Genomic DNA, 23,998 nt, shown 5'->3' with positions numbered 1-23,998 from the left:
GGATTTCAAAATATGTCGACTATGACTGATCCGCCGAAAGCTGACTTTCGGTTGTCCATGCTCATTAACGACACCCGCTATCGCTCCCTGACGTTTCAGGTGATCGCGGCGATCGTTATTGCGCTTTCCATCTGGTATCTCGGAAACAACCTGATCCAGAACCTTCGGGCCGCAGGGCTCAACATTTCTTACTCGTTTTTGGGCGACCCCTCCGGGTATGACATCAACCAGCGTCTGATCGAATATGACAGCCAGTCCAGTCACGGGCGAGCGGCTGTTGTTGGTATTCTCAACACGCTTCTGGTGGCATTTCTGGCGTGTATTACCGCCACGGTGTTCGGCGTGATCGCGGGTGTTCTGCGGCTTTCGAACAACTGGTTGGTTTCGAAGCTGATGGCGGTCTATGTCGAGATCTTCCGGAACATTCCGGTTCTGATCTGGATCATCATAATCTTCACCGTCATGACCGCAGTGCTGCCAGCGCCACGTGCGTTCCGGGGCGATGACGCCACATCCAGCATGCTGTTCGACGCCTTCGCCTTTACCAACCGGGGTGTTTACATTCCTCGTCCCGAATTCACAAACGGTCTGTTTGGCGCAACCATTTTGAACTGGTTGCTGGTGATTGTCGTCCTGATCGGCTCGTGGTTTGCATCGCGCGAGATTGAAAAACGTGCAACGCTGAAACAGGAAGAAACCGGCGAGCGCCCGAAGACGTTTTTGGTCAAGTTGGCAGTATGGCTGGTGCCTTTTGCTGCGTTGATGCTGATTATGGGGCTGACTTGGGATATTCCCGCTCTGAAAGGCTTCAACTTTAGTGGTGGCATCAAGGTTGGCGGTCCGCTGATTGCGCTGTGGTTTGCCCTGTCTATCTACACTGGCGCATTTATCGCAGAGAACGTGCGCGCGGGTATTCAGGCGATCAGCAAAGGCCAAACTGAGGCTGCGGCCGCGTTGGGCCTGCGTCCAGGGCGGATTATGAACCTTGTTGTTCTGCCTCAGGCGCTGCGGGTCATCATTCCGCCGCTGATTTCGCAATATCTGAACATCACCAAAAACTCGTCGTTGGCAATTGCCGTTGGCTATGCGGATATCACCGCGACCCTAGGCGGCATCACACTGAACCAGACCGGTCGCGCGATCGAGTGCGTTCTGTTGCTGATGTTGTTCTACCTCACAGCTTCGTTGCTGATTTCGATGGGGATGAACATCTACAACGCCTCCGTTAAGTTGAAGGAGCGCTGAGCCATGAGTGATCAAACAACAAACCCGATCGCCTTTGTGGCCGAAGGCACTATCCCGCCTTCACCGCCACCGGCAAATGAAGTCGGAGTGGTCAAATGGCTGCGCGAGAACCTCTTCTCGGGCGTGACAAACACCATCCTGACGGTGCTGTCGCTGGTGCTGATCTACATTCTGTTGAAAAACACGTTGCCGTGGATTTTGAACGGGGTGTGGAATGCCAACTCTTTGGCGGAATGTCGTGAAATCCTAGACGGCAAGACTGGTGCCTGTTTCGCGGTTCTGACGGAACGCTGGCCCCAGCTGATCTATGGCTTCAAATACCCTGCCGAAGCTTATTGGAGACCGAACCTGGCCTTTGTGCTGATGCTGGTCGCCCTTGCTCCGGTGTTGTTCTTTGACCTGCCACGCAAGATGCTGTTGTTTACGGCTGTCTATCCGTTTGTGGCCTTCTGGCTGATCTGGGGGGGCACGATCCTGGTTCCTCTGGTGGCGCTGGTTGGTTTCATCGCTGCGGGTGCTGTGTTCCAGAAGCTGGGCAACAACAGCTTCGCTGCCGGGTTCTTTGGCGCCATCGTGACTGCGCTGGTCATTTGGAACGTCGGCGGAGCACTGATCCCCGAAGACGCATCCGAGAATGCATGGCTCATAGCGGTCCCCAGCCGTGATCTGGGTGGCTTCATGCTGAACATGATGTTGGGCGTGACCTGTGTGTCTCTGTCCGTGCCGCTGGGCATCGCGCTGGCCTTGGGTCGTCAGTCGAACATGCCGCTGATCAAATGGGTCTGCGTTATCTTCATCGAATTCATCCGTGGCGTGCCTTTGATCACGCTGCTGTTTGTGGCTTCGGTGATGCTGGCGTATTTCTTCCCGCCTGACAGCACAGTCGACCTGTTCCTGCGCGTTGTGATCATGATCACCATGTTCTCAGCCGCCTATATCGCCGAGGTGATCCGCGGCGGTCTGGCAGCGCTTCCGCGTGGACAATACGAAGCAGCAGACAGTCTGGGTCTGGATTACCCGCAGGCGATGCGGCTGATCATCCTACCGCAGGCTCTGAAGATCTCGATCCCCGGGATCGTGAACGTGGCCGTGGGCCTGTTCAAGGACACCACACTGGTATCGGTCATCTCGATGTTCGATCTGGTGGGCATGATCCGGGGTCCCATCCTGGCGTCGACCGAATGGAACGGCGTCTATTGGGAGCTTCTGGGCTTTGCCGCGCTTCTGTTCTTCGTCGTCTGTTACGGCATCTCTCAATATTCTCAGTGGCTCGAGCGTCGCCTTGCCACAGATCATCGTTAAGGAGTTCAACACATGTCTGAACTTGCAATTGACCGCGAAATCGACCGCTCCAAAATGCAGGTGAGCGACGAGGTCGCCATCGAAATCAACGGCATGAATAAGTGGTACGGCTCGTTCCACGTGCTGCGCGACATCAATCTGACCGTCAATCAGGGCGAGCGGATTGTTATCGCGGGCCCGTCGGGTTCGGGTAAATCCACGCTGATCCGCTGCCTGAACGCGCTGGAAGAACACCAGCAGGGCAAGATCGTCGTGGACGGGATCGAGCTGTCGAATGACCTGAAAAACATCGACAAGATCCGGTCTGAGGTTGGCATGGTGTTTCAGCACTTCAACCTGTTCCCGCATCTGACCATTCTGGAAAACTGCACGCTGGCCCCGATCTGGGTGCGCAAGACGCCCAAGAAAGAGGCTGAAGAGCGCGCGATGCACTTCCTTGAGAAGGTGAAGATCCCCGATCAGGCTTTGAAGTACCCCGGTCAGTTGTCCGGTGGTCAGCAGCAGCGTGTGGCGATTGCCCGTTCGCTGTGCATGATGCCGCGGATCATGTTGTTCGACGAACCGACATCGGCGCTGGACCCCGAGATGATCAAAGAGGTGCTCGACACCATGATCGAACTGGCCGAAGAAGGCATGACCATGCTGTGTGTGACCCACGAGATGGGATTTGCCCGTCAGGTCGCCAACCGCGTGATCTTTATGGATGCCGGCCAGATCGTGGAACAGAACGAACCGGAAGAGTTCTTCAACAACCCACAAAGCGAACGGACCAAGCTGTTCCTCAGCCAGATTCTGGGTCACTAAGCGAGTTGAAACCAAAAGGAAGGCGGGGTGTTGCCCCGCCTTTTTCTATTCCGGCAATTCGCGCGGAATGACGAAGCCAAGAACCGTCCCGCTGTGCCTTTGAAGTTCGGCCCAACTGTCAACGTCAAATTCTATGACGGTTGTCGCGCAGGTTGGATAATCCAGAAACCGCGGATGTTTCGGGGCATCCTGAACCAATTGCTGCGCGAACTGGGCAATCCCCGGATTGTGTCCCAGCATCAAAACGGTTTGACCCTTCGCATCAAACAGCTGGCGTAACATCTGGTCGGGACTCGCCAGATAAAGCGCATCCTGAAAGCGGACATGCTCAGCTGTCATGCCCATCCTGTCCCAGGTTTCGCGAGTTCGGGCCGAGTTTGAACTCAGTACTTCGTCCGGCGCCCATCCATGAACGCGCAGCCATTTGGCAATTGCGGGGGCTGACTTGCGCCCGCGCTTGTTCAGTGGACGCGCATGGTCGTCCAGCATCGGGTTTTCCCAACTGGATTTGGCGTGGCGTGTCAGGATCAATGTGCGGGTCATGACGGGTGGAACGACCTCATGTGATGGGCTGACTGTTCTGATGTACGCCCCGCGCCCGCGCTAAGAGGGCAGGCAAGCCGGGCAAGACACCCACCAGTCATGCAGGTCTGTCCTTGGGACGTATCCAAATGGCTGTGGCAGGCCGAAACGTCATAGAACTCTTGCGCGTTCAGGGCTCCGACGGGGCAGGTTCGCGTGCAGGGCGCGTCACAAGTGGTGCAAGGGGATTGCCCGGTTGTGTTCGGGATGTCGAATTCGTCGTTAAAATGTAGTGCACCGCGATATGAGATCATCATGCCAACGGTATCGTGCACCAATGCACCCACCGAGCTGCTGAAGGTCCGCCCCGATTTCAGGGCCCAGTCGATGAAAGGGGCATAAGGCGGCTCGCCAAAAGGGAAATAGACTTCGGCACCAAGTTTCTGGGCCATCCCACCAATCACTCTGGTCGACCAACGGTCAACCGGGTCCGGGGCACCCCACTCGGGGGATGCCTTCAAGGCTCGCCAAAAGTCCCCTCCGGCCCCCAAAAGGACCAGCGTGCCTGTATCAAGCTGTTTGGCGTCTGTCTTACGGGGATGCAGAGCCCCCATAACAATCAGCCCCTCACGATGAGCCGATTCAACGATGTGGTCATAGGATACTGCATTTTGGTCAGAGGAAGGCTGCGTAAGGTTGGACATGTTTTTTCCTTCCTCAAACGGGTCAGTCCGGCCGTATCAGCGATCCGGCCCCGTGTTCCGTGAACAGCTCAAGCAATACAGCATTCGGCGCGCGCCCGTCCAAGATCACCACGGCCCGGACGCCGCTGTGCAAGGCATCCAGAGCAGTTTCAGTTTTGGGGATCATGCCGCCTGCAATCGTGCCCTCGCGGGTCATTTCGCGAATTTGCCCGGCCTTTAGTTCGGTCACAACATCTCCGGCGGCATTCTTGACGCCTGAGACATCGGTCAGCAGCAGCAGACGGTCTGCTTTCAGGGCTGAAGCAATTGCGCCCGCCGCCGTATCGCCATTGACGTTGAACGTTTCACCATTGCGACCTGCACCCAACGGAGCAATCACCGGGATCACATCATGCGAGAACAGGTCTTGCAGGATTTTGGGATTCATTTCGGCAGGGGTGCCAACAAACCCCAGCGATGCGTCGGTTTGGTCGCACACCATCAGGTTTGCGTCCTTGCCAGACAGGCCGACTGCCGAGCCGCCCTGATCGTTGATCGCCTGGACAATGCGCTTGTTTACCAACCCGGACAAAACCATCTCGACCACTTCAACGGTGGCCGTATCTGTTACACGCTTGCCGTTCACGAATTCGGACTGGATATCCAGCTTGTCCAACATAGAGTTGATCATCGGACCGCCCCCATGCACAACCACGGGGTTAACCCCAACCTGACGCATCAGAACCACGTCACGGGCGAAGCTTTCCATTGCCTCATCACTGCCCATCGCGTGACCGCCCAGCTTGATGACGACAATGGCCCCGTCATAGCGCTGCAGATAGGGCAGAGCGCTGTTGAGTGTGGCTGCGGTGGCGATCCAGTCCCGGTTCATATCTCTTGTCTTCATGGCTAAAGTCCCTTTGGAGACCTGTGTTAGGGCCTTTGCCCGGCCCTGCCAAGTGTGAAGCTATTCCAGATGCGCAATGATGGACCGCAGGGTTGCGATACCGTCGCCTTTCTCGGAAGAGGTCAGCACGATTTCCGGGAAAGCTGCGGGGTGCTTGGACAGGGCGGCGCGTGTTTGGTCCAGCACCTTTTCGCGTTCCTTGGCCTTGACCTTGTCCGACTTGGTCAGAACGCATTGAAATGTCACGGCACTGGTGTCCAGCAGTTTCATGATCTCGGCATCAACCGGTTTCACGCCGTGGCGCGCATCGATCAGCACAAAGGCGCGACGCAAGGTCTGGCGACCACTGAGATACTGTTTCAGCAACTTCTGCCACTTCTCCACCACTTTCAGCGGGGCGTTGGCGTAGCCATAGCCGGGTAGGTCCACCAGATAAAGCTCGGGGCCTTGGGTGAAAAAGTTGATCTCTTGCGTGCGACCGGGCGTGTTCGAGGCGCGCGCCAAACCCTTGGTGCCGGTCAACGCGTTGATCAGGCTGGACTTGCCGACATTTGACCGGCCTGCAAAGCAGACCTCCAGCCGATCGGGGGCGGGCAGGCCGTTCATGACGACCACGCCTTTGACAAATTCAGAAGGGCCCGCAAACAGCTTGCGCCCGCGTTCTTTGGAAAAATCATCCGGCTCTTCAGCCAGTGGAAACGGAAGCGATGTCATAGCACGCGCACCTCATCATTCAGGCGGACTTCACCACCCTGAATGACTTCGGCGTAAACACCGAAATCCTGATGGCCCCAATTGCTCAGCGCACCCAGAGTATTCGCGTCTCGCGTGCCTGTGTCAGGGTTGGCGGTGGTGGCCATGCAGCGGGTAATGCGTTCGCGGATACGGAACACGGCCTGCCCAATGCGGACGTCGCGCCCCAGCCAGTCAAACTCTTCCCACAAGGGCAGACCGTCAAACCAGATGTTCCCGCGCCAGCGGATGGTGGACAGCGATTGTCCTAGCTTTTGCTCGACCGCGCGGTGGGATGCCATATTGCACAGGCTGATGGATGGGAAATCGCTATCCGTCATGCCACGTCCTGGAACCCGGACAATTCGGGCGGATGCTGCGCGGTCCGCTGGCATCAACGGCTTCACCCAATCCAGAAAAACCTCTTGTTCGGTATCCGGCGCAAATTGCAGATCAGGTCGGTTGGGGTGGCGGAGTGTCACTTGCTCTTCAAGCAACTCGGCCGAGATCGCCGCCAGCTCGGGGGCCTTTGCAACGCGGCTGAAATTCGAACAAGGAGCCCAGTCCGAACCATCTGTCTTGGCCGCCTCATGAGCCACCGCCCAAACGCGATCCCCGGGCATGGTCTGCCCGGGGATGACTGTGACTTGGCTCAGCGCTTCTCGACCGTGGCTTTTGATCGGGTGACGCCAGAGGTTTGAGACTGTGCCGCTCATTTGTTGTCCGTCTTCGGCGTCTTTTTGAAGCCGGACTTTATGTTCCCGAACACGTCCGGGGTATAGCCCTGACTGCGCATGATCAGATATTGCTGCGTGAACGTGATCGTGTTGTTCGCAATCCAGTAGACAACCAGACCGCTGGCGAAACCGCCCAGCATGAACATGAAGACCCAAGGCATCCAGGCAAAGATCATCGCTTGTGTAGCGTCAGTTGGTGCCGGGTTCAGCTTTTGCTGCAGCCACATCGAGATACCCAGCAAGAGCGGCAGAATACCGATGAAGATCAGCGCCATGAAGCTTTCGGGCGCGGGTGCGGCCCACGGCAGCCAGCCAAAGAAGTTGAAGATCGAGGTCGGATCCGGTGCGCTCAGGTCCTGGAACGGGCCGAACCAAGGGGCCTGACGCAGTTCGATTGTGACAAAGATCACTTTATACAGCGAGAAGAAGATCGGGATCTGCAACAGGATCGGCAAACAGCCCGCAGCCGGGTTCACCTTTTCCTTCTTGTACAGTTCCATCATGCCTTGCTGCATCTTCTGACGGTCGTCGCCAGCGGCCTCTTTCAGGGCCTCCATCTGCGGCTGCAGTTCCTTCATCTTCGCCATCGAGACGTAGGATTTGAACGCCAGCGGGAACAGGATCGCCTTGATGATCAGCGTCAGGCCGATGATCGACCAACCCATGTTGCCAATCAGCACGTTGATGTTGTGCAGCAGCCAAAAAATTGGCTTGGTCAGGAAGAAGAACCAGCCCCAATCAATGCTGTCGATGAATTTCTGAACACCTTCTGACTGGTATTCCTGAATGGCTTCCCATTCTTTTGCACCGGCAAATAGACGTGTTGAGACCTGCTCGGTCGCACCCGGCGCTACGGTCAGCGTCGGCAGAACCGTTTCTGTCTGATAGATCTTGCGGCGCGAGTCATATTTGGCCGCAGCTTTGAATGCGGATCCCGGGTCAGGGATCAGAGTGGTCATCCAGTAGTGATCGGTAAATCCGATCCAGCCGTTTTCCTTGACCTGATAAACCTCGGCCTGCGCGCGCTCGTTCGGGTCGATGTCGAAATCACGTACGTCGCCATAGTCCACTTCTGTAAGGGTGCCGTCAGCCATGCCGATAACACCCTCATGCAGAATGAAGAAGTTTTTCAGACCAGGCAGATCACCGTCTTCGCCGATGCCGTGGCGCGCCAGGATGCCGTATGGGGCCATTCCAACCTCGGCCTCCGTGGCGTTTTCGACCGACTGCGTAACGCTGAACATATAGTTCTCATCCACCGAAATGGTGCGGCGGAAGGTCAGACCGTTACCATTGTCCCAAACAAGCGTCACAGGGCTGTCAACGCCAAGGGTCTCGCCCTGCTCAACGGACCAGATGGTGTTGGGGCCGGGAACGTCCGCGCCACTTAGGCCAGCACCGGGGGCCCAGCCGTACAGGGCATAATAAGCTGACTCGGTCCCCACCGGCGACAGCAGTTCGACAATTGGAGAATCGTCTGCCAGAGAGACCTTGTAGTCCTTCAGCGACAGCTCATCGATGCGCCCACCAGCCAGTGAAAGGCTGCCGGTCAGGCGCGGCGTGTCGATGTTGATCCGTGGCGCCTGGGCCTCGGGCTCTGCTTCTGTCGCGGCCGCAGTTGCTTCTCCTACAGTGCCCGTATCAGCAGCGCTTGGAGCCTGAACCTCATTGCCTTCGGCGCTGGCAATTTCAGCCTGTTCCGGTGCGGGTGTTGGTTCCGGCGGAGGGAACAGCACAAACCAGACCAGGATCACGAGAAAGCTGAGCGCAGTTGCGAGGATGAGATTCTTGTTCTGATCGTCCATCGGGGACAGCCACCTTGAGCAGTGAAAGACACCCGCAGGGTTCAACAGAGTGCGGGCCCAAAGGTCAAGCGGAATCGCCCGTCATTTCGTCACGTACTGGTCTTCTTTGCCTCAATTCAGTGTTCTTTAACCTGTTTCCCGTCCAATTTTGGGCACACCATCCAATTTGCTGCGATATGACGTGATCCAGTCCTTGGTTTTTTCGAAAGGCATGGGCTTGCCAATGCCAAAGCCCTGAACGTGATCGCAACCCAATTGCGCCATGAGTGCATGCTCGCCCGGGGTTTCGACGCCTTCGGCTAACGTTTCCAGATTCAAGCGTTCAGCCATGGTCAGAATGGCGCTGGCAAGCTGCTGTTGGCTGGGGTCTTGATCGGCTTTAGTGACAAAGGAACGGTCGATCTTAATGCGCGACACGTGAAACCGCTTGATGGACGCGATCGATGCATGGCCGGTTCCAAAGTCATCCAAATCAATGCAGCATCCCATTGCAGCCAATCCAGTAACATTGCGGGTGATGACATCGTCTGGTCGACGAGAGAAAACGGTTTCAAGCACTTCGACAGCCAGCCTGTCGGGCGTCAGGTCGAATTGATCCAGCTCCCATTTCAAGCGGTCGATCAGGCCCGGGTCTCGCAATTCATCCGAAGAGAAATTGACCCCGATACGCGGTACGTGAAAACTTGATTGATCCCAGTTACGCATAGCTGAAAAAGCATAATGCCGCACGGTTTGCCCCAACCGACCCATCAGATCGGCGTGTTCGGCAAACGGCAGAAAGACGTTAGGCCCCAGAATCCCCTTTTGGGGATGCTCCCACCGGGCCAGCGCCTCGAAACCGGTAACGCGCCCGGTGTCGGTCGAAATCTGAGGCTGAAACCATGGGCGAATTTCGCCGCTGTCCAAGGCGGTTTCGAATTCTTTGCGCAGATTGGTACGCACCAGAGCGCGCCGCCGGGTCGCAGACGAGAAGGCGCGTATCGTGGAAGGCCCGTTTTGCTGTGCCTCAAGCAAGGCATTGTTTGCAGCGTCACGCCAGTCAATGGCCGATCCTTCAGGGAAGCTACTGCTCAAGCAGAACCCGATGGAACATGACATATAAACGCCTGTACCATTTAGCATGATAGGTTCTTCAATGGCCGATTGCATTCGGCCTGACATCTGGATGCAGGTTTCAAGGTCCAGTTGTCTGGCAGGGCGCAGGACCACCATCACCTTGTTTTCGCCAATTTGCGTTGCACAGTCGCTGGTGCGGATCATGGACATGACACGTGCATAAAATTGCTGGGCGACATGGTTCGCGGCGGCCTGCCCGTGAAGATCGAGCAACGCGGTGTAATCATCCAGAACCACGGCAAAACACGCAGAGTCTTCACCCGTGCGACGGGTTTCGGCAAACACCTCGGTCAGCGCGGATGCAAAGTGATCGTTTGACAAAAGTCCAGTCGCAGACCTGCGTCGAGGACTGGACCGGGTGTTCGAAAACGCCCCGAGTCCGGCGACGGCCAGAGGCAGGCCCAATGCCATCGAAACCAAGGCGCGTTCGCCCCCAAGCCAGAATGCGCCCAGACTGAGTGCCGGAATAAACGCAAGTGCAGCTGGGCCGTTCAGAATGGGTTTCAATGATTGAATGAAACGGTCGAAGGTAGAGTGGTTCCGCATCGTGCTTTGGGCCTTGGGCATGAATGACACCCCACCGAGCCTAGGAAACCAGTCTGAGTCAGTCGTTAACGCAGCTGTGGAATTCCATCCGAGACAGTAGTTTTTTCGTCAGAATTTATTGAAAGGTTAAGGAAATCAAACAGTTTTGCGTCCAAAAGATGCGAAGGACGCGCATTTGTTAACGCGCGGAACATGACCTGACGCCGACCGGGACTGTTTTTTTCCCATTGATCAAGAATTTGTTTCACCTGTTGGCGCTGCAGCCCGTCCTGACTGCCGCACAGGTCGCAGGGGATGATCGGGTATTGCATCGCGTTGGCGAATTTCTCGCAATCGGCTTCCGCGACATGGGCAAGCGGGCGGAAGACGAACAGATCGCCCTCTTCATTCACCAGCTTTGGCGGCATGGTGGCCAAGCGGCCGCCATGGAAGAGGTTCATGAAGAACGTCTCAAGAATGTCGTCGCGATGATGGCCCAGTACGACGGCAGAACACCCTTCTTCCCGCGCGATGCGATACAAGTTGCCGCGGCGCAGGCGTGAACACAGCGCGCAATAGGTTCGGCCTTGCGGGACCTTGTCCATCACAACGGAATAAGTGTCCTGATACTCGATCCGGTGTGGCACACCCATGCGATCCAAAAACTCTGGCAGGACTGTCGCGGGAAAGCCGGGTTGGCCTTGATCCAGGTTGCAAGCCAGCAGATCGACGGGCAGCAAGCCGCGCCATTTGAGTTCATAAAGAACGGCCAGCAGCGTGTAACTGTCCTTGCCGCCTGACAGGCAGATCAACCAGCGCGGGGGTTTGCCGTCTTTGTCATGTGCTGACGGGTCCACCATCCCGTATTGCTCGATCGCTTCACGGGTTTGGCGCACGATGCGTTTGCGCAGCTTCTTGAACTCGGTGGTCGAGGGCGCGCCAGCAAACAGCGGGTGGATATCGTCTGCATCATCAAACATGCGCTGCCCCTACAGCAGATGACGCAACCGGGCAAGATGGTCACTGAACGCCGGGTCTAGTCCTTGTCAGTCGAGGTATCGGAGTCGGGGACCGGATCATAACCGTCGCCACCCCACGGATGACAGCGCCCGATCCGACGCGCGGCCAGCCATGTCCCTTTGATCGCACCGTGTTTCTCCAGCGCTTCAAGGGCATAGGCTGAACATGTTGGCTGGTAACGGCAGTTAAACCCAACCCAGGGGCTGAAGATCAGCCGGTACGCCCGAACGGGCAGGGCGACGATATGGGACAGAAGGGTCATTTGCCCGAAGCGTGTACCTTGCGCAATGCATAGCGCAAGTCGCCTAACAGTGCGTCGTATGGGCGGTTGGCCGTGACTTCGGCGCGGCCGATCAGAACGTAATCCCAGCCATCGCGGCCCGCCTCGGGCAAAATGGCCCGCGCAGCCTCGCGCAGTCGGCGCTTTGCACGGTTGCGCGCGACTGCGTTGCCCACTTTTTTCGAGCAGGTGAAACCAACGCGAATGCCGCAGGCTTCGTCGGGCGCGCGCTTACGGGCCTGCACCATCATGGAAGATGTGCCTTGCCGCCGCGCTCGTGCTGCTTTCAGGAAGTCTGATCGATTTTTAAGAACAGTCAAAGAGACCGGCGCACAAACGGACGCCGCCGGGGGCATGTTCCCGGGGTGGTGTTTACCATCCACAGGGGCCTCCGGCGGCGTCATGTTCATAACCTGATCGGTGAGCGGTTTACGCGCTCAGCGATTTGCGGCCGCGTGCGCGGCGTGCGTTCAGGATCTTGCGGCCGGCCTTGGTGGCCATGCGCGCGCGGAAACCGTGGCGGCGTTTGCGAACCAGGTTCGAAGGCTGATAGGTGCGTTTCATCGCTCCGTCTCCAATCTATAGCGGTCGGGTGCGGCGCGGATTCGCCTGGCCCTAGTGTTCGAAGCCCGTCCTCTACTGCTAAGCGGGGGGTAAGTCAAACCCCAACAACCGGGTTTTCGCTCCTTTTGCAACAATTCTGTAACCGCAAAGGCGAAAAGATTTCAAAACACCCAAATATCGAAGGAATCTCTCACATTCGGGGCCACAAAGATCAAGGCCCCGTGATCCCCCTGTTGCTGGACCGCCCGGCAGCGCATCTTGAGCACAAGATGAAGCAGAAAGAACCGGAAAACCTTATGTCCGAAACAAGCCAGGCACCGCGCAGCGGGTTTGCGCGCCATATTCCATTGCTGGTTATCCTTGGTGTTGCCGTCGCGGGATTTTTCACGCTTGGCGACTATCTGAGCTTTGAAACCCTGCGGGAAAATCGTGAGGCTTTGCTGGCTTGGCGGGACGGTCACTATTGGGTCATGGTGGCTGCTTTTGTTGCCATTTACATCGTCATTGTGGCGTTTTCGTTGCCGGGGGCGGCGGTGGCGTCGATGACGGGTGGGTTCCTGTTTGGTCTGTTTGCGGGCACGGTTTTCAACGTTGTAGCAGCGACTATTGGAGCCTCGGCGATTTTCCTGGCTGCACGCTGGGGGTTGGGCGAGTCGCTGACCGCCCGGTTGGAATCCTCGGAAGGGACGGTCAAGAAACTGAAAGACGGTCTACGCGAGAACGAGATCTCGGTCCTGTTCCTGTTGCGGCTGGTTCCGGTTGTTCCGTTCTTTGTGGCCAATCTGGTGCCTGCTTTGGTTGGCGTAAAGTTTCGCAACTTCCTGATCACCACGGCGCTGGGCATTATTCCGGGCGGGATAGTCTACACGTGGATTGGTGTGGGGCTTGGCGGTGTGTTCGACCGCGGTGAAACCCCGGATGTGTCGTTATTGTGGGAGCCGTTCGTAATCGGGCCAATTATCGGCTTGTGCGTTCTGGCCGCTTTGCCCATCGTTATCAAAGCCTTGCGTGCAAATAAGGACAGCTGAGCCATGACCGAATTGAAAACAGACCTCCTGGTCATTGGGGCCGGGTCCGGCGGGCTGTCAGTTGCAGCTGGGGTCAGCCAGATGGGTGCGGATGTCGTTCTGTTGGAAGGGCATAAGATGGGGGGCGATTGTCTGAATTTCGGCTGCGTCCCGTCCAAAGCGCTGATTGCAAGCGGGAAGGTTGCTTATGGTCAGGCGCATTCCGCAGCATTCGGGGTCGCGGATGCGGCTCCTCAGATCGATTATGCGGCGGCCAAGGATCATGTGCATAACGTCATCGCCCAGATCGAACCGATGGACAGCCAAGAGCGGTTCGAAGGATTTGGCGTCAAGGTGATCCGCGAATACGGTACCTTTATCTCTTCCAACCAAGTGCAGGCGGGGGATTACCTGATCTCTGCGCGCCGAATTGTGATTGCGACCGGATCTTCGCCCTTGGTGCCGCCAATCCCGGGGTTGGACACGGTTCCTTACTATACGAATGAAACCATTTTCGACCTGCGCGAGCGACCGGATCACCTGCTGATCATCGGCGGCGGCCCGATTGGTTTGGAAATGGCGCAGGCCCATCGACGGCTAGGAAGCAAAGTCACTGTTATAGAAGGTCAGAAGGCGTTGGGCAAAGACGACCCCGAAGCCGCTTCGCTGGTGTTGGAGACGTTGCGCAATGAAGGCGTCGACATCCGCGAAGATGCCATGGTGGCGCAGATCCGAGGCAGCGAAGGCACAGTAGAGGTCGTGACCGAGAACGGTGAGATTCACCGGGGCACCCATCTTTTGATTGCGGCCGGACGTAAGGCCAATGTTGAACGCCTGAATCTGGAAGTGGCAGGAATTGAGCGCACCCGGACCGGCATCAAAACTGATGAGGCCCTGAGGACGACAAACCGCAAGGTCTATGCGATCGGTGATGTTGCGGGTGGGCTGCAGTTTACCCACGTGGCCGGGTACCACGCGGGTATCATTATTCGCTCAGCGTTGTTTGGCCTGCCGTCCAAAGCCAAAACCGCGCATATCCCCTGGGCGACCTATACCGATCCGGAACTGGCGCAGGTTGGTATGACCGAAGCACAGGCCCGCGACCAACATGGTAACAGGTTGGAAGTTGCACGGTTTGACTATCACCACAACGACCGGGCGATATCCGAGCGTAAAACAAAAGGCTTCATCAAAGTCATGGTTGTTAAAGGCCGACCTGTCGGGGCCACAATTGTGGGCCATCAAGCAGGCGAGTTGATCAACTTGTGGTCGCTGGCTTTGGCCAATAACCTGAAGATGGGGCAGATCGCCGCTATGGTTTCGCCTTATCCGACGATCGGAGAGCTTAACAAACGCGTGGCGGGTGCTTATTTCACGCCAAGGCTGTTTGAGAATCAGACAGTTAAACGAGTGGTCAGGTTCGTCCAGCGCTGGATTCCCTGACCGTAGGAGGGGCGCATTTTGAATTCGCTGTCGGGCCGATTTCTGATCCTGACGACGGTCTTCGTCATGTTGGCCGAAATCCTGATTTTTGTCCCGTCTATCGCTCGGTTCCGCGAGGATTTCCTGCTGAACCGTCTGGAGCGCGCCCAGATTGCCTCATTGGCGTTGTTGGCAGACGATATGCTGGCCGAGGATCTCGAGGCGGAACTGCTGGCGAATGCCGGTGTCTATAATGTCGTGTTGCGTCGTGACGAAGTTCGGCAGCTTATGTTGTCATCACCGATTCCGGAATCGATCACCCAGACATATGATCTGCGCGATGCCGGTCCCTGGGTTTTGATCCGTGACGCCATGAGCCGGATTTTCAAGCCCGAAAACGAGATCATTCGAGTTATTGGCGAACCCGTCAAAGGCGCAGGGCTTTTGATCGAGGTCACCACGGATAGTGCCCCATTACGTATGGCGATGGTGGATTACGGCCTGCGTATCCTCGGCCTTTCCTTTGTCATTTCGATAATCACTGCTTCGTTGCTTTTCCTGGCTGTGCGGGTGGTGCTTGTACGGCCAATCAAAAGCGTAGTGGGATATATGCAGCGCTACGCCAGCGCGCCCGAAGACGCGCGGGGCATTATCTCGCCAAACTCGAAAGTGACGGAACTGCGCGAGGCAGAAGAGGCGCTGAAAATGCTGCAGACGGATCTGACACAGGCGTTGCGACAGCGTGAAAGACTGGCGCAACTGGGTGGGGCGGTTGCCAAAGTCAGTCACGATCTGCGCAATATCTTAACGTCGGCACAGCTGTTCACCGACAGGATCGAATCCAGCGACGATCCCTTGGTTCGTCGGATGGCTCCGAAACTGGTGAACTCCATAACCCGCGCTGTGTCGCTGTGCGAAAGCACGCTGGCCTTTGGGCGCGCGGAAGAACCCGCGCCCACCTTGACGATGGTTCCTGTACGGGCGCTTGCTGCTGACGTTGCAGCCAGTGAGCAGCTTGCCGTCGCCGATGCCTGCGTTGAAATCGTAAACGAAGTGCCAGATGACCTGATTGTCCGCGCAGACCCCGAACAATTGTTCCGGGTCATCATGAACCTAGTGCGCAACGCGCGTCAGGCACTGGTCGCATCTGCCAAACCCGGGCGAGTAACAATTGCTGGCTGCGAATATGGAGACACCTGGTGCATTGAAATCAGCGATACAGGCCCGGGTCTTCCACCAAAAGCGCGCGAAAACCTGTTTACACCATTCCAGGGCGGAGTTCGAAAGGGCGGTTCGGGTTTGGGGCTGGCGATTTCGCAGGAACTTGTGCGCGGACATGGTGGAGACCTGAGTTTGAAACACACCGGACCCGAAGGAACAGTGTTCGAAATAAGCCTTCCACGTGGCGACATGACTTTTTGAAAATTTTTTCAAGAATCGACTTGCACGTCCCACGCACCGGGTCTAAACACCGCTTCACCAACGCGGACCGATAGCTCAGCTGGATAGAGTACTTGACTACGAATCAAGGGGTCGGGGGTTCGAATCCTCCTCGGTCCGCCACTTTCCTTTGAATTCATTGGAAAAAATGGCGGTTTTTACCAGATACCCGCCAACATACCCGCCAGATTGCTGGCTAGTTTCGAATGGCCTGTAGTTAGCGACGGATTGATACCGGGAACCAACTCGTCAGTTCGAATTGACTATGAGTTACCTGATCGGGTTCAGCCAAATATTCTATCCGTTTACTGTTTATTTGCTGGGCGAAAGACTTCCACACAAGTTCTAAGTTAACTCCCAACAGGGGTGGAAACTATGGAGCGGTGAGCTGTCAAACCAGGGGTTCGAATGAGAAGACTTCCACGCCGTCGTCGAAACCGCGCAAGGTGTGTGATCCCAACGTGCTGGGTGTTTCGGTGACAAGTTCGGCAAACTCGCTCGTTGCCAGAATGGGTGCATCAACGGACCGGGTCAGCCCCTCCAACCTGCTTACCATTGCGACGGAAGTCCCGGTCACCGTGAAGTCCAGCCTGCTTTCAGTTCCCACGTTGCCGTAGATCGCCGCGCCCATGTGCAGGCCGATTCCAAAATCCGTTCGATTCTCGGGCTCAATTTCCTCGCGCCTTTGAAACGCTTCCCGTGCCGCCGACAGGGCTGCCTCGCACATGTCCTCCGGCAGCCGCCGATGACCATCAAACGGGAAAATCGCGAGCAATCCATCACCGACGAACTTCAGCACCTCGCCACCATGGTCGTGTACCGCACCCGCGACACAGTCAAAGTACCGGTTGACCGCGGCCACGTAGTCACCCGGTGACAGGCGTTGGCTCAGGGCCGTAGAGCCGTGCATGTCGCTGAACAGAAGTGCACAATCGATCTCGCGGACATCGCCACGCGATATTTGGCCGTTCAAGACGGATCGGCCTGAAATCCTGCCCAGGTAGGCCTCCATCAGTTCAGCCGCTAGGAACTGCTCCGTGAAGACGTGGACGGTGCCAAACAGTGGTATCGACAGTCGCGTGAGGCCGTCGATTTCCCGCTGTGTAAAGCCGGAGCGCCTTTTTGTCGCGAAGGACACTGAAGCGCCCAGTACCCACTGCGTGCCGCTTTCGAAGGTAATGCTCCGTTTGCCAAACGGAACGGAAAAGACCAGGTAATCGGTGATGCCCGATGCAGCCAGCTTCTGGTAAATCGGATATTTGTCACGGGTTGACGGATCGGTCAGATTGGCACGCAGCACCGGCATCATTTCCGTCTCGCCGACCAGCCCGTCGGCCAGATCCCAGATATCACTTTGAAAGAACTTAGTGGCTATTCTGGCGGTCAGCTTGGTGTTTTCGCCGAACGGCGCCTTGTCAAAAAGGTCATCGGTCACTGAACTCCGTGGCATGACAGTCCAGTCTATGCGGTCCGTTGATGCATCCCAAGTTGCATCGACCAGTCCGATGACGGGATGCATCATGAGACGGCCCAGCGAAACCCGCGCGACTGGCACACCGCCGTCGATCAGCCTGTGACTGAGATGCTCAACCAGGCCACCAACATCGCCGTCGAAAAAGGCCAGCTTTTGCAACCAGTCGGCAATACGGTCGAAAACATCGGACATGACGCACTCCTCAACCCGCACTTTGTAATAGACGACCGCGCATGTCATTTGAATTGTTGAGCGGCCCATGTGGCCGCTTTGTCCGCATAGCAGTCCCTCGGACAGATCACAGCGAACGACAGCACCGAGCCCAAAGTTGTCGCTTAAAAAGGGAGCCAGGATATTTGAGAGCCCATTAGGTAAACCGCTATTCCTAATCGCGCAGAAGCCCACCAGAGAGCAGTGTTATCCTCCCGCCACGCCAGCGACGTTGACATATAGGGCGTACACAGAATGGCTTGCTGCCATGAAAAGCCGGCTGTTGGCACGGCCTCCAAAGCAGAGATTCGCACATCGTTCAGGCAAAGCGATGCGACCTATAGGAGTTCCATCAGGGGCAAAGACAATCACTCCGTCCAGTTCGGCATCACCCATGCCCCAACCGCACCAGAGATTACCGTCCACATCCACGCGGAACCCGTCAGGCGTGCCAGAACCTGCATTGATTAGCACACGCTTGTTCTGGATCGAGGCACCATCCGTGTTCACGTCATAAGCCAGTATCTTTCGAGACGGTTCACCACGCGATTCAACAATGTAAAGCACGGTCTCATCGGGGCTGAAGGCCAAGCCGTTTGGCCCTAGAATGTCATCGGCTACGACTTTCAGTTTTCCGGTGTCGGGGTCCACTCGGTATACGTTCTGGCCTAACTCTGGTTCGGCGCGATGACCCTCATAGTTGCCCAAGATGCCAAACGGTGGATCGGTGAACCAGACACTGCCGTCGGATTTGACGATCACATCGTTGGGCGAGTTAAGTCGCTTTCCGTCAAAGCTCTCGGCTAGCACAGTGATTGAGCCATCATATTCTGTACGCGTAACCCGTCGTCCACCGTGCTCGCACGTTATCAGACGACCTTGCCTGTCCCGGGTCTGACCATTGGCGAAATTCGACGGCTGGCGAAACGCCGATGACCGTCCGGTAACCTCGTCCCAGCGCATGATCCGGTTATTCGGAATATCACTCCATAGCAGATAGCGCCCGTCACCGAACCACACTGGCCCTTCACACCAGCGACAACCAGTTGCCAATCGTTCGACGCCGGCCAACGGCAGCTTGTATTTATCAAACCGAGGATCGAGTGTCACAACGGAGGGATCTGGATACCGTTGGGATGGTTGCCAGCTATTTTCGAAGTCATTTTTGTCCGTCATAGATCATCCTCAGTGTGGCGCCTGCTCAAGCTATGTGACTGGTCTTGAATTGAACAGGGCAGGCTATGCACTCGGTCCAAAGATCGACCAGCCTGTCGCACGAACTAACTCCTGAAATGCGATAGTCGCCAAATGGGAGTTGCCTTTTTGATCTAGCCCGGGGCTCCAGGCGACTACAGATGCGATACCAGGTACAATGCACAAGATTCCGCCACCAACGCCGCTTTTCGCTGGAAGGCCAACACGGAAGGCGAACTCACCCGAGGCATCATAAGAACCACACATCATCATCAGTGCGGTTACTCTTCTGGCTCGCTGTGCCGACAATACTGTGGCACCGGTGGCCGGATTTTGACCCGCTACGGCGAGAAAGCGGCCCGCCAATGCTAGCTGTTCACATGACATTGCGATGCTACATTGGCGAAAGTACAGAGACAAAACATCCTCTACCGGCGCGTTTAGATTTCCTTCCGCCTGCATAAAATGCGCAAGAGCGCGGTTTCTGGACCCAGTTCGCATCTCAGACTCTGCAACTGACGCATCGACCTCGATCGAGTTGTCCTCCGAAAGCTCTTGGCACAATCCCAAAAGGTCGTTGACTGCTTCATCAGAAGAACGGTCTTCGAGCAGAACATCTGCCACTATGATCGCACCTGGGTTGATAAACGGGTTCCTTGGGATTCCGCGTTCGTGTTCAAGCTGAACGATTGAATTGAATGGATCGCCGGAAGGTTCCCGACCAACTCTTTGCCACAAAGTGGCACCAACCTGTTGAAGCGCCAATGTGAGCGAGAACACTTTTGAAATGCTCTGAATCGAGAATAGCGTGCTCGCGTCTCCAGCGGAAATTAACGGGCCGTTGATTGGTGCAATGGCAATACCGAATTGGTTCAGATCAACTGTGGCGAGTTCTGGAATGTATTGCGCCACTTTCCCCCTTTCGGACATGCCGGAAATGCGATCTGCGATATCGTCCAAGACTTCCTGAAGCCTCTCGCTATCGGTGGTTTTGAGTATCGGCATGGATCTCCTCCGTCCAGACAGTGTGATCTACGCCCTTGCTAAGTTCGGGAAATTTGCTTGCGACAAAGCGAGGTTCAAGGTTCTGTCGGCGTTGCGAAAAATAGTCCACCGTTAATTTGTATACGGTGCCAGACAGGAGCACTATTGCCACCAAATTGATGGTTGCCATTATTCCCATGGCGGCATCCGCGAAATTGAACACTGTGGCAACAGCTTGCACAGCGCCCCAAACAACCATTGCAAGGCAGCCCAAACGCAAGATGTAAATCGGCAGCTTCCCTTCCAATTTTAAGAACGTCATCGCGTTTTCGGCATATGAGTAGTTGCCAAGTATGGATGTGAAGCCAAAAAAGACGATAGCAATCGCGATAAAGTGGCGACCGATTTCGCCGAGATGGACCGCCGCCGCGTCTTGAGTCAGTCGCATACCCGTAGGGCCATCAATTTCGATTGCGCCCGACAAAAGAATTAGCAATGCAGTTGCCGTCGCGACCAAAATTGTATCCACAAAACACCCGAATGCCTGAACGAAACCTTGGCTGGAAGGGTGGTGGGGCTCAGGTGTGGCAACCGCTGCAATGTTCGGTGCTGAGCCCATGCCCGCTTCGTTGGAGAAAAGTCCCCGTTTTATGCCGTTAAGGGCAGCAGCCATGACGCCGCCTGTCACGCCTCCGGCAGCTTCTTGAAGGCCAAATGCCCCTGCAACAATCGACCACAACATAGCGGGTACTTCGGAAATGTTCAGGACTACCACAACACAGGCAAGCAAGAGGTAGAGACCTGCCATGAGCGGCACGACAATCTCAGCGAACTTTGCGATGGTCCTTATTCCACCGAATATGACCACGGCTGCGGCTGCGGCCAGCGCTATGCCAACGATCGATTTGTTCAACCCGAACGCGCCCTCGAAAGCTTCGGCGATCGAGTTGGATTGGACGGCGACAAAAACCAAACCAAAGCTAACAATCAGGCAGATCGAAAAAATGACTCCGGCCCAAGGAGCATTCAAGGCGTTCGCCATGTAGAACGCTGGGCCTCCTCTGAACCTGCCGTTGGACGATGTGACTTTATAGAGTTGGGCCAAAGTACTTTCAGAATAAGCCGTGGCCATTCCAACCAATGCTACGATCCACATCCAAAAGATGGCGCCCGGACCTCCTAAGGTCAGGGCCACAGCTACGCCAGCCAGGTTTCCAGTGCCGACGCGTGAAGCCAAGCTTACCGTCAGCGCTTGAAACGGAGTAATACCTCTTTTGTCCGTGCTCTTCGAAGACGTGAGTACGCGCACCATTTCCCCAAAATGAAGAAACTGAAGTGCGCCAAGACGAATTGTAAAAAAGATACCGGTTCCAAGAAGTCCGTAAATTAATGCGTAGTTCCAAAGAACCGTGTTTATGCCATTAACCAATACTTCCATAGCACGCCTCTTAATAATTCAAACACTTCCCGGAAGGCAAAAACAGTCTGCCTAGTTTTTCATCATGCACAAAGATGCGAAAATTGTCAGGAATAAGCTGCGCGGTATCAATAAAAGGTTGACGTGGATAGCACTGAAATTGAGGCACAGGCATATAGCTACGTATCCATTTGGCAATTCGCTCAGCAGTAGTTCACGCCAAGTGCTGCGAACGACAGCGTCGAACCCAAAGAGGCAAATGCTGCGCTTTATGCGAGTGTCCCATTTGATTGGATTCTTCGGAAAGCGGCAAAGCGTTCGTACAATCCCAGTACAGCCGACGGCTGCTACTAGCACAAAGCAGAAATGCTTGAAGGGCAGCGTGCTCTTAAGTTGTCCCGCGCTTTTTCAACTATTTGCAGATAGGCAATTCTAGTGGCCGTTGTTTAGGCAAGGAAGCTCTCCAACTATTTATGATCGGTTGGAGGCTACTTTTGGGCCAGAACTTTGGTGCGCCTATTGCTTGCAAGCAAGCTGCGTTCCAATAAACTCCTACCCGCGATAGTGATTTCCCCTTTTTCACAGCCTTAGCGACAGCATCGATATCCTTGGATTCCGGGTAGATATACAGGGTCGTCGGATTCCCTTCCACAAGCGCCAATATCTCTTTTGAGGCCGACTGTGACCAGGTTGTGCAGCCATTGCTACGGCCGCCAGTGTAGTTCACAAGTTTTCCGTAGGGGACATAGCCGTCGTTGTCTGCATGAGTGCTTCGAGGACTTTTGAACCTACATTGCCACTTAAGGAAAACAGCGGAATGGCCTCCAATGGCGCGCTCGCGAGCATTGCTCGTTTCTCCTTCCCCATCAAACAAAAGAAAGGTGCGGTAGAACGGCTGCGTTTTGCCGGAATGACTATAATAACCTTTGAAGGACGTGCGGGTTTCAGCCGTCACATAGGCACCTCCGGCGGTAAGTTTAGATCCTTCTGCATTGCTGAAGTTCTTCGCGCATTGCCGACCATTCGAAAAATTGGCGCCCCTTAGTTTTCGGCCATTTCCATAGCCGGACGAAACCGCTCGGAAAGAATTTTGTGACTCGCAGATGACGTAAAACCGCTTCGCGGGATTGCCGTTTCTTGCAGTGCTGGGGCGGGTTGCATCCTTGGCAAGGTAGCAGGGGTTCCTTACTTCGCCTCGTCGTACTTTCTCTATGTAAAGCGCTCGCGCTCTGTTCAAAACGATCGGCGCGATTTGGCCGTCACCCGTACCCACGTGTTTTTGTAACCACACTGGGACATCTTGCGATATCGCCTCGACGCGGTCTGGGAGTACGCCCGCCGAGATGGCAATTGTAGTGGCAGTGAGTGCGAGACGGAGTGAATTCGGTAGCAACTGGAGATCTCCTGCTAGAATGTCCTCCTGGCCAGTCTAACACAGTTCTTATACTTTACGACGCCAGCCAGGTGTACCAACGAAGCTTCGTGTTGCCACAAATCCCACACTACGTTTTTTGGGGGGCTAACACTTTGCGCAATTAGGCTGCCATGTTGCGTAGAATTCTGGACATTCAGAGTTTTGCTTCCAAATAAATGCTATGGCCACACGTCGAAAGTTCCTGTTCTTAACCGTAACCGCAATGGCTGCTCCGTACATAGCGCGGGGACAAACGGTAGCGCTGAAAAATGTGATAAGCGGTCTGCCGCAGTTGCATTCACTTCAAATTCAACGCGGAGATGAAGTCATTTTCGCTAAGACTCAACAGGGTGCAGGCCTAGACAGGCCAGCTAACATAAAGTCCTGTTCGAAAAGCATTGTGGCTCTGTTGCTTGGGACGGCGATCGATCGGCAGGAAATCCCATCTGTAGACGCCACCCTGCGGGAGGTCGCTCCGCAGCTCTTGCCTGCCAATGCTACACCCGGCACCGAAAGCATAACCATGGAGGATCTGGTGACGCTGCGAGCCGGTCTCGAAAGAACCTCTGGCAGTAACTATGGGGAATGGATCAGCTCTCCTAACTGGGTCGCGGATGTATTGACACGGCCGATGGTTGCTGAGCCAGGACAACAGATGCTCTATTCCACTGGATCAACTCATGTTCTTGGTGCAGCGTTGACCGAGGCTGCCGGCCAAAATCTTTTGACGCTCACGCGTGAGAGGCTGGGAATACCTCTTGGTATTGAGATACCTGCTTGGACGAGAGATCCACAGGGTTACTACCTAGGAGGCAATGAGATGGCAATTACTCCAAAGTCGATGTTGAAGATCGCGGTGTTGCTTCGGGACCGCGGGGCCTTTGCTGAAAGGCAAATTATTCCTGAAAGCTGGGTCTCGGAATCGACCAAGCCATATGGCCGCTCGGCTTACTCTGGGTTAGACTATGGGTATGGTTGGTTTCTGACGCCTTCGGGTTATGCTTTGGCGCGTGGGTACGGAGGGCAAATTTTAGCTGCTCATACTGACCGAAACCTAGCCGTAGCAATCACATCTGATCCTACTCGTCCGGCTCGTTCCGGAGGATACTTTGGAGAATTGGTAAGATTATTGGACGGTCCAATCTTGAACGCCACCTAATTAGAGCTTTCTGTGGAAGTTGCCGAGTGCGTTAC

The 23,998-nt window shown here is 55.6% G+C and carries 23 protein-coding genes and 1 tRNA gene; 9 read left to right on the top strand and 15 right to left on the bottom strand.

Translation table 11 applies throughout. The annotated features are described in order from the left end of the window. Positions 1-12 precede the first annotated feature (12 nt). Genes ACXADZ_RS14870 through ACXADZ_RS14860 form a run of 3 tightly spaced genes read left to right on the top strand, consistent with a single transcriptional unit; the run spans position 13 to position 3,351 of the window. The gene (locus ACXADZ_RS14870) at positions 13-1,245 is read left to right on the top strand and encodes an amino acid ABC transporter permease (protein WP_171091967.1); all 1,233 of its coding nucleotides are present in this window, start codon (positions 13-15) and stop codon (positions 1,243-1,245) included. A 3-nt stretch (positions 1,246-1,248) separates the two neighbouring features. Beyond that, positions 1,249-2,547: an amino acid ABC transporter permease gene (locus ACXADZ_RS14865; RefSeq protein WP_171091965.1), complete on the top strand. Its 1,299-nt coding sequence runs from the start codon at positions 1,249-1,251 to the stop codon at positions 2,545-2,547. Between the two features lie 12 nt (positions 2,548-2,559). Further along, positions 2,560-3,351: an amino acid ABC transporter ATP-binding protein gene (locus tag ACXADZ_RS14860; protein ID WP_171091963.1), complete on the top strand. Its 792-nt coding sequence runs from the start codon at positions 2,560-2,562 to the stop codon at positions 3,349-3,351. 45 nt (positions 3,352-3,396) lie between these two features. Here the strand turns inward: ACXADZ_RS14860 and ACXADZ_RS14855 are convergent, their stop codons facing one another. The 11 genes from ACXADZ_RS14855 to rpmH all read right to left on the bottom strand — a co-directional run bounded on the left by ACXADZ_RS14855 (position 3,397) and on the right by rpmH (position 12,242). Next, positions 3,397-3,894 carry a SixA phosphatase family protein gene (locus ACXADZ_RS14855; RefSeq protein ID WP_475197504.1) on the bottom strand — a complete coding sequence of 166 codons (498 nt, stop codon included), beginning with the start codon at positions 3,892-3,894 and terminating at the stop codon, positions 3,397-3,399. Next, positions 3,891-4,577: a ferredoxin gene (locus tag ACXADZ_RS14850; RefSeq protein WP_475197502.1), complete on the bottom strand. Its 687-nt coding sequence runs from the start codon at positions 4,575-4,577 to the stop codon at positions 3,891-3,893. The genes ACXADZ_RS14855 and ACXADZ_RS14850 overlap by 4 nt, the downstream gene beginning before the upstream one ends. 22 nt (positions 4,578-4,599) lie before the next feature. Next, positions 4,600-5,463, bottom strand: a complete 864-nt coding sequence (gene argB, locus ACXADZ_RS14845) for an acetylglutamate kinase (protein ID WP_171675617.1) — start codon at positions 5,461-5,463, stop codon at positions 4,600-4,602. Positions 5,464-5,523: 60 nt separating this feature from the next. Further along, on the bottom strand, positions 5,524-6,177 hold the full coding sequence (gene yihA, locus ACXADZ_RS14840; protein WP_475197498.1) for a ribosome biogenesis GTP-binding protein YihA/YsxC: 654 nt from the start codon (positions 6,175-6,177) through the stop codon (positions 5,524-5,526). Next, positions 6,174-6,911, bottom strand: coding sequence for an MOSC domain-containing protein (locus ACXADZ_RS14835; protein ID WP_475197495.1), 738 nt, complete (start codon positions 6,909-6,911; stop codon positions 6,174-6,176). The genes yihA and ACXADZ_RS14835 overlap by 4 nt, the downstream gene beginning before the upstream one ends. Next, the gene (gene yidC, locus ACXADZ_RS14830) at positions 6,908-8,737 is read right to left on the bottom strand and encodes a membrane protein insertase YidC (RefSeq protein WP_475197493.1); all 1,830 of its coding nucleotides are present in this window, start codon (positions 8,735-8,737) and stop codon (positions 6,908-6,910) included. The genes ACXADZ_RS14835 and yidC overlap by 4 nt, the downstream gene beginning before the upstream one ends. Before the next feature lie 126 nt (positions 8,738-8,863). Next, positions 8,864-10,420 carry a putative bifunctional diguanylate cyclase/phosphodiesterase gene (locus tag ACXADZ_RS14825; RefSeq protein WP_475197492.1) on the bottom strand — a complete coding sequence of 519 codons (1,557 nt, stop codon included), beginning with the start codon at positions 10,418-10,420 and terminating at the stop codon, positions 8,864-8,866. Between the two features lie 44 nt (positions 10,421-10,464). Continuing rightward, a complete protein-coding gene (gene ttcA / locus ACXADZ_RS14820; RefSeq protein ID WP_475197489.1) occupies positions 10,465-11,358 on the bottom strand; it encodes a tRNA 2-thiocytidine(32) synthetase TtcA in 894 nt (297 codons plus the stop codon). A gap of 56 nt (positions 11,359-11,414) precedes the next feature. Then, the gene (gene yidD / locus ACXADZ_RS14815; protein WP_171091944.1) at positions 11,415-11,660 is read right to left on the bottom strand and encodes a membrane protein insertion efficiency factor YidD; all 246 of its coding nucleotides are present in this window, start codon (positions 11,658-11,660) and stop codon (positions 11,415-11,417) included. Beyond that, positions 11,657-12,082 carry a ribonuclease P protein component gene (rnpA, locus tag ACXADZ_RS14810; protein WP_171672764.1) on the bottom strand — a complete coding sequence of 142 codons (426 nt, stop codon included), beginning with the start codon at positions 12,080-12,082 and terminating at the stop codon, positions 11,657-11,659. The genes yidD and rnpA overlap by 4 nt, the downstream gene beginning before the upstream one ends. A 25-nt stretch (positions 12,083-12,107) precedes the next feature. After that, complete coding sequence (gene rpmH / locus ACXADZ_RS14805) at positions 12,108-12,242, bottom strand: 50S ribosomal protein L34 (RefSeq protein WP_005980833.1); 135 nt, start codon at positions 12,240-12,242, stop codon at positions 12,108-12,110. 296 nt (positions 12,243-12,538) lie between these two features. On the opposite strand from rpmH, the gene ACXADZ_RS14800 reads away from it, so the two are divergent. The 4 genes from ACXADZ_RS14800 to ACXADZ_RS14785 all read left to right on the top strand — a co-directional run bounded on the left by ACXADZ_RS14800 (position 12,539) and on the right by ACXADZ_RS14785 (position 16,234). Continuing rightward, positions 12,539-13,270, top strand: coding sequence for a TVP38/TMEM64 family protein (locus ACXADZ_RS14800; RefSeq protein WP_475198581.1), 732 nt, complete (start codon positions 12,539-12,541; stop codon positions 13,268-13,270). A 3-nt stretch (positions 13,271-13,273) separates the two neighbouring features. Then, on the top strand, positions 13,274-14,692 hold the full coding sequence (locus tag ACXADZ_RS14795) for a dihydrolipoyl dehydrogenase family protein (protein ID WP_475197483.1): 1,419 nt from the start codon (positions 13,274-13,276) through the stop codon (positions 14,690-14,692). Positions 14,693-14,707: 15 nt separating this feature from the next. Then, complete coding sequence (locus ACXADZ_RS14790) at positions 14,708-16,093, top strand: sensor histidine kinase (RefSeq protein WP_171186684.1); 1,386 nt, start codon at positions 14,708-14,710, stop codon at positions 16,091-16,093. Between the two features lie 64 nt (positions 16,094-16,157). Next, a tRNA-Arg gene (locus ACXADZ_RS14785) sits at positions 16,158-16,234 on the top strand. A 268-nt stretch (positions 16,235-16,502) separates the two neighbouring features. On the opposite strand, the gene ACXADZ_RS14780 is transcribed toward ACXADZ_RS14785, so the two are convergent. The 4 genes from ACXADZ_RS14780 to ACXADZ_RS14765 form a co-directional block, all read right to left on the bottom strand. Further along, positions 16,503-17,777, bottom strand: a complete 1,275-nt coding sequence (locus ACXADZ_RS14780; RefSeq protein ID WP_171668870.1) for an adenylate/guanylate cyclase domain-containing protein — start codon at positions 17,775-17,777, stop codon at positions 16,503-16,505. Positions 17,778-18,002: 225 nt separating this feature from the next. Next, positions 18,003-18,971, bottom strand: coding sequence for an SMP-30/gluconolactonase/LRE family protein (locus tag ACXADZ_RS14775; protein WP_475197478.1), 969 nt, complete (start codon positions 18,969-18,971; stop codon positions 18,003-18,005). 63 nt (positions 18,972-19,034) lie between these two features. After that, a complete protein-coding gene (locus ACXADZ_RS14770) occupies positions 19,035-19,994 on the bottom strand; it encodes a glutaminase (RefSeq protein ID WP_475197476.1) in 960 nt (319 codons plus the stop codon). Next, positions 19,969-21,411, bottom strand: a complete 1,443-nt coding sequence (locus ACXADZ_RS14765; RefSeq protein ID WP_171091903.1) for an alanine/glycine:cation symporter family protein — start codon at positions 21,409-21,411, stop codon at positions 19,969-19,971. The genes ACXADZ_RS14770 and ACXADZ_RS14765 overlap by 26 nt, the downstream gene beginning before the upstream one ends. A gap of 796 nt (positions 21,412-22,207) precedes the next feature. Here ACXADZ_RS14765 and ACXADZ_RS14760 point away from each other — a divergent pair. Continuing rightward, positions 22,208-22,435, top strand: coding sequence for a hypothetical protein (locus ACXADZ_RS14760; RefSeq protein ID WP_475197474.1), 228 nt, complete (start codon positions 22,208-22,210; stop codon positions 22,433-22,435). 550 nt (positions 22,436-22,985) lie between these two features. Continuing rightward, positions 22,986-23,963 (top strand): serine hydrolase domain-containing protein, encoded by a 978-nt coding sequence (locus ACXADZ_RS14755; protein WP_475197471.1) that lies wholly within the window; start codon positions 22,986-22,988, stop codon positions 23,961-23,963. The last annotated feature ends 35 nt before the right edge of the window (positions 23,964-23,998 follow it).

It is taken from the genome of Ruegeria sp. ABM4_193, from assembly GCF_056158705.1.
The sequence above is the reverse complement of the archived record's forward strand: the minus strand, read 5'-3'. Positions and strand labels throughout refer to the sequence as shown.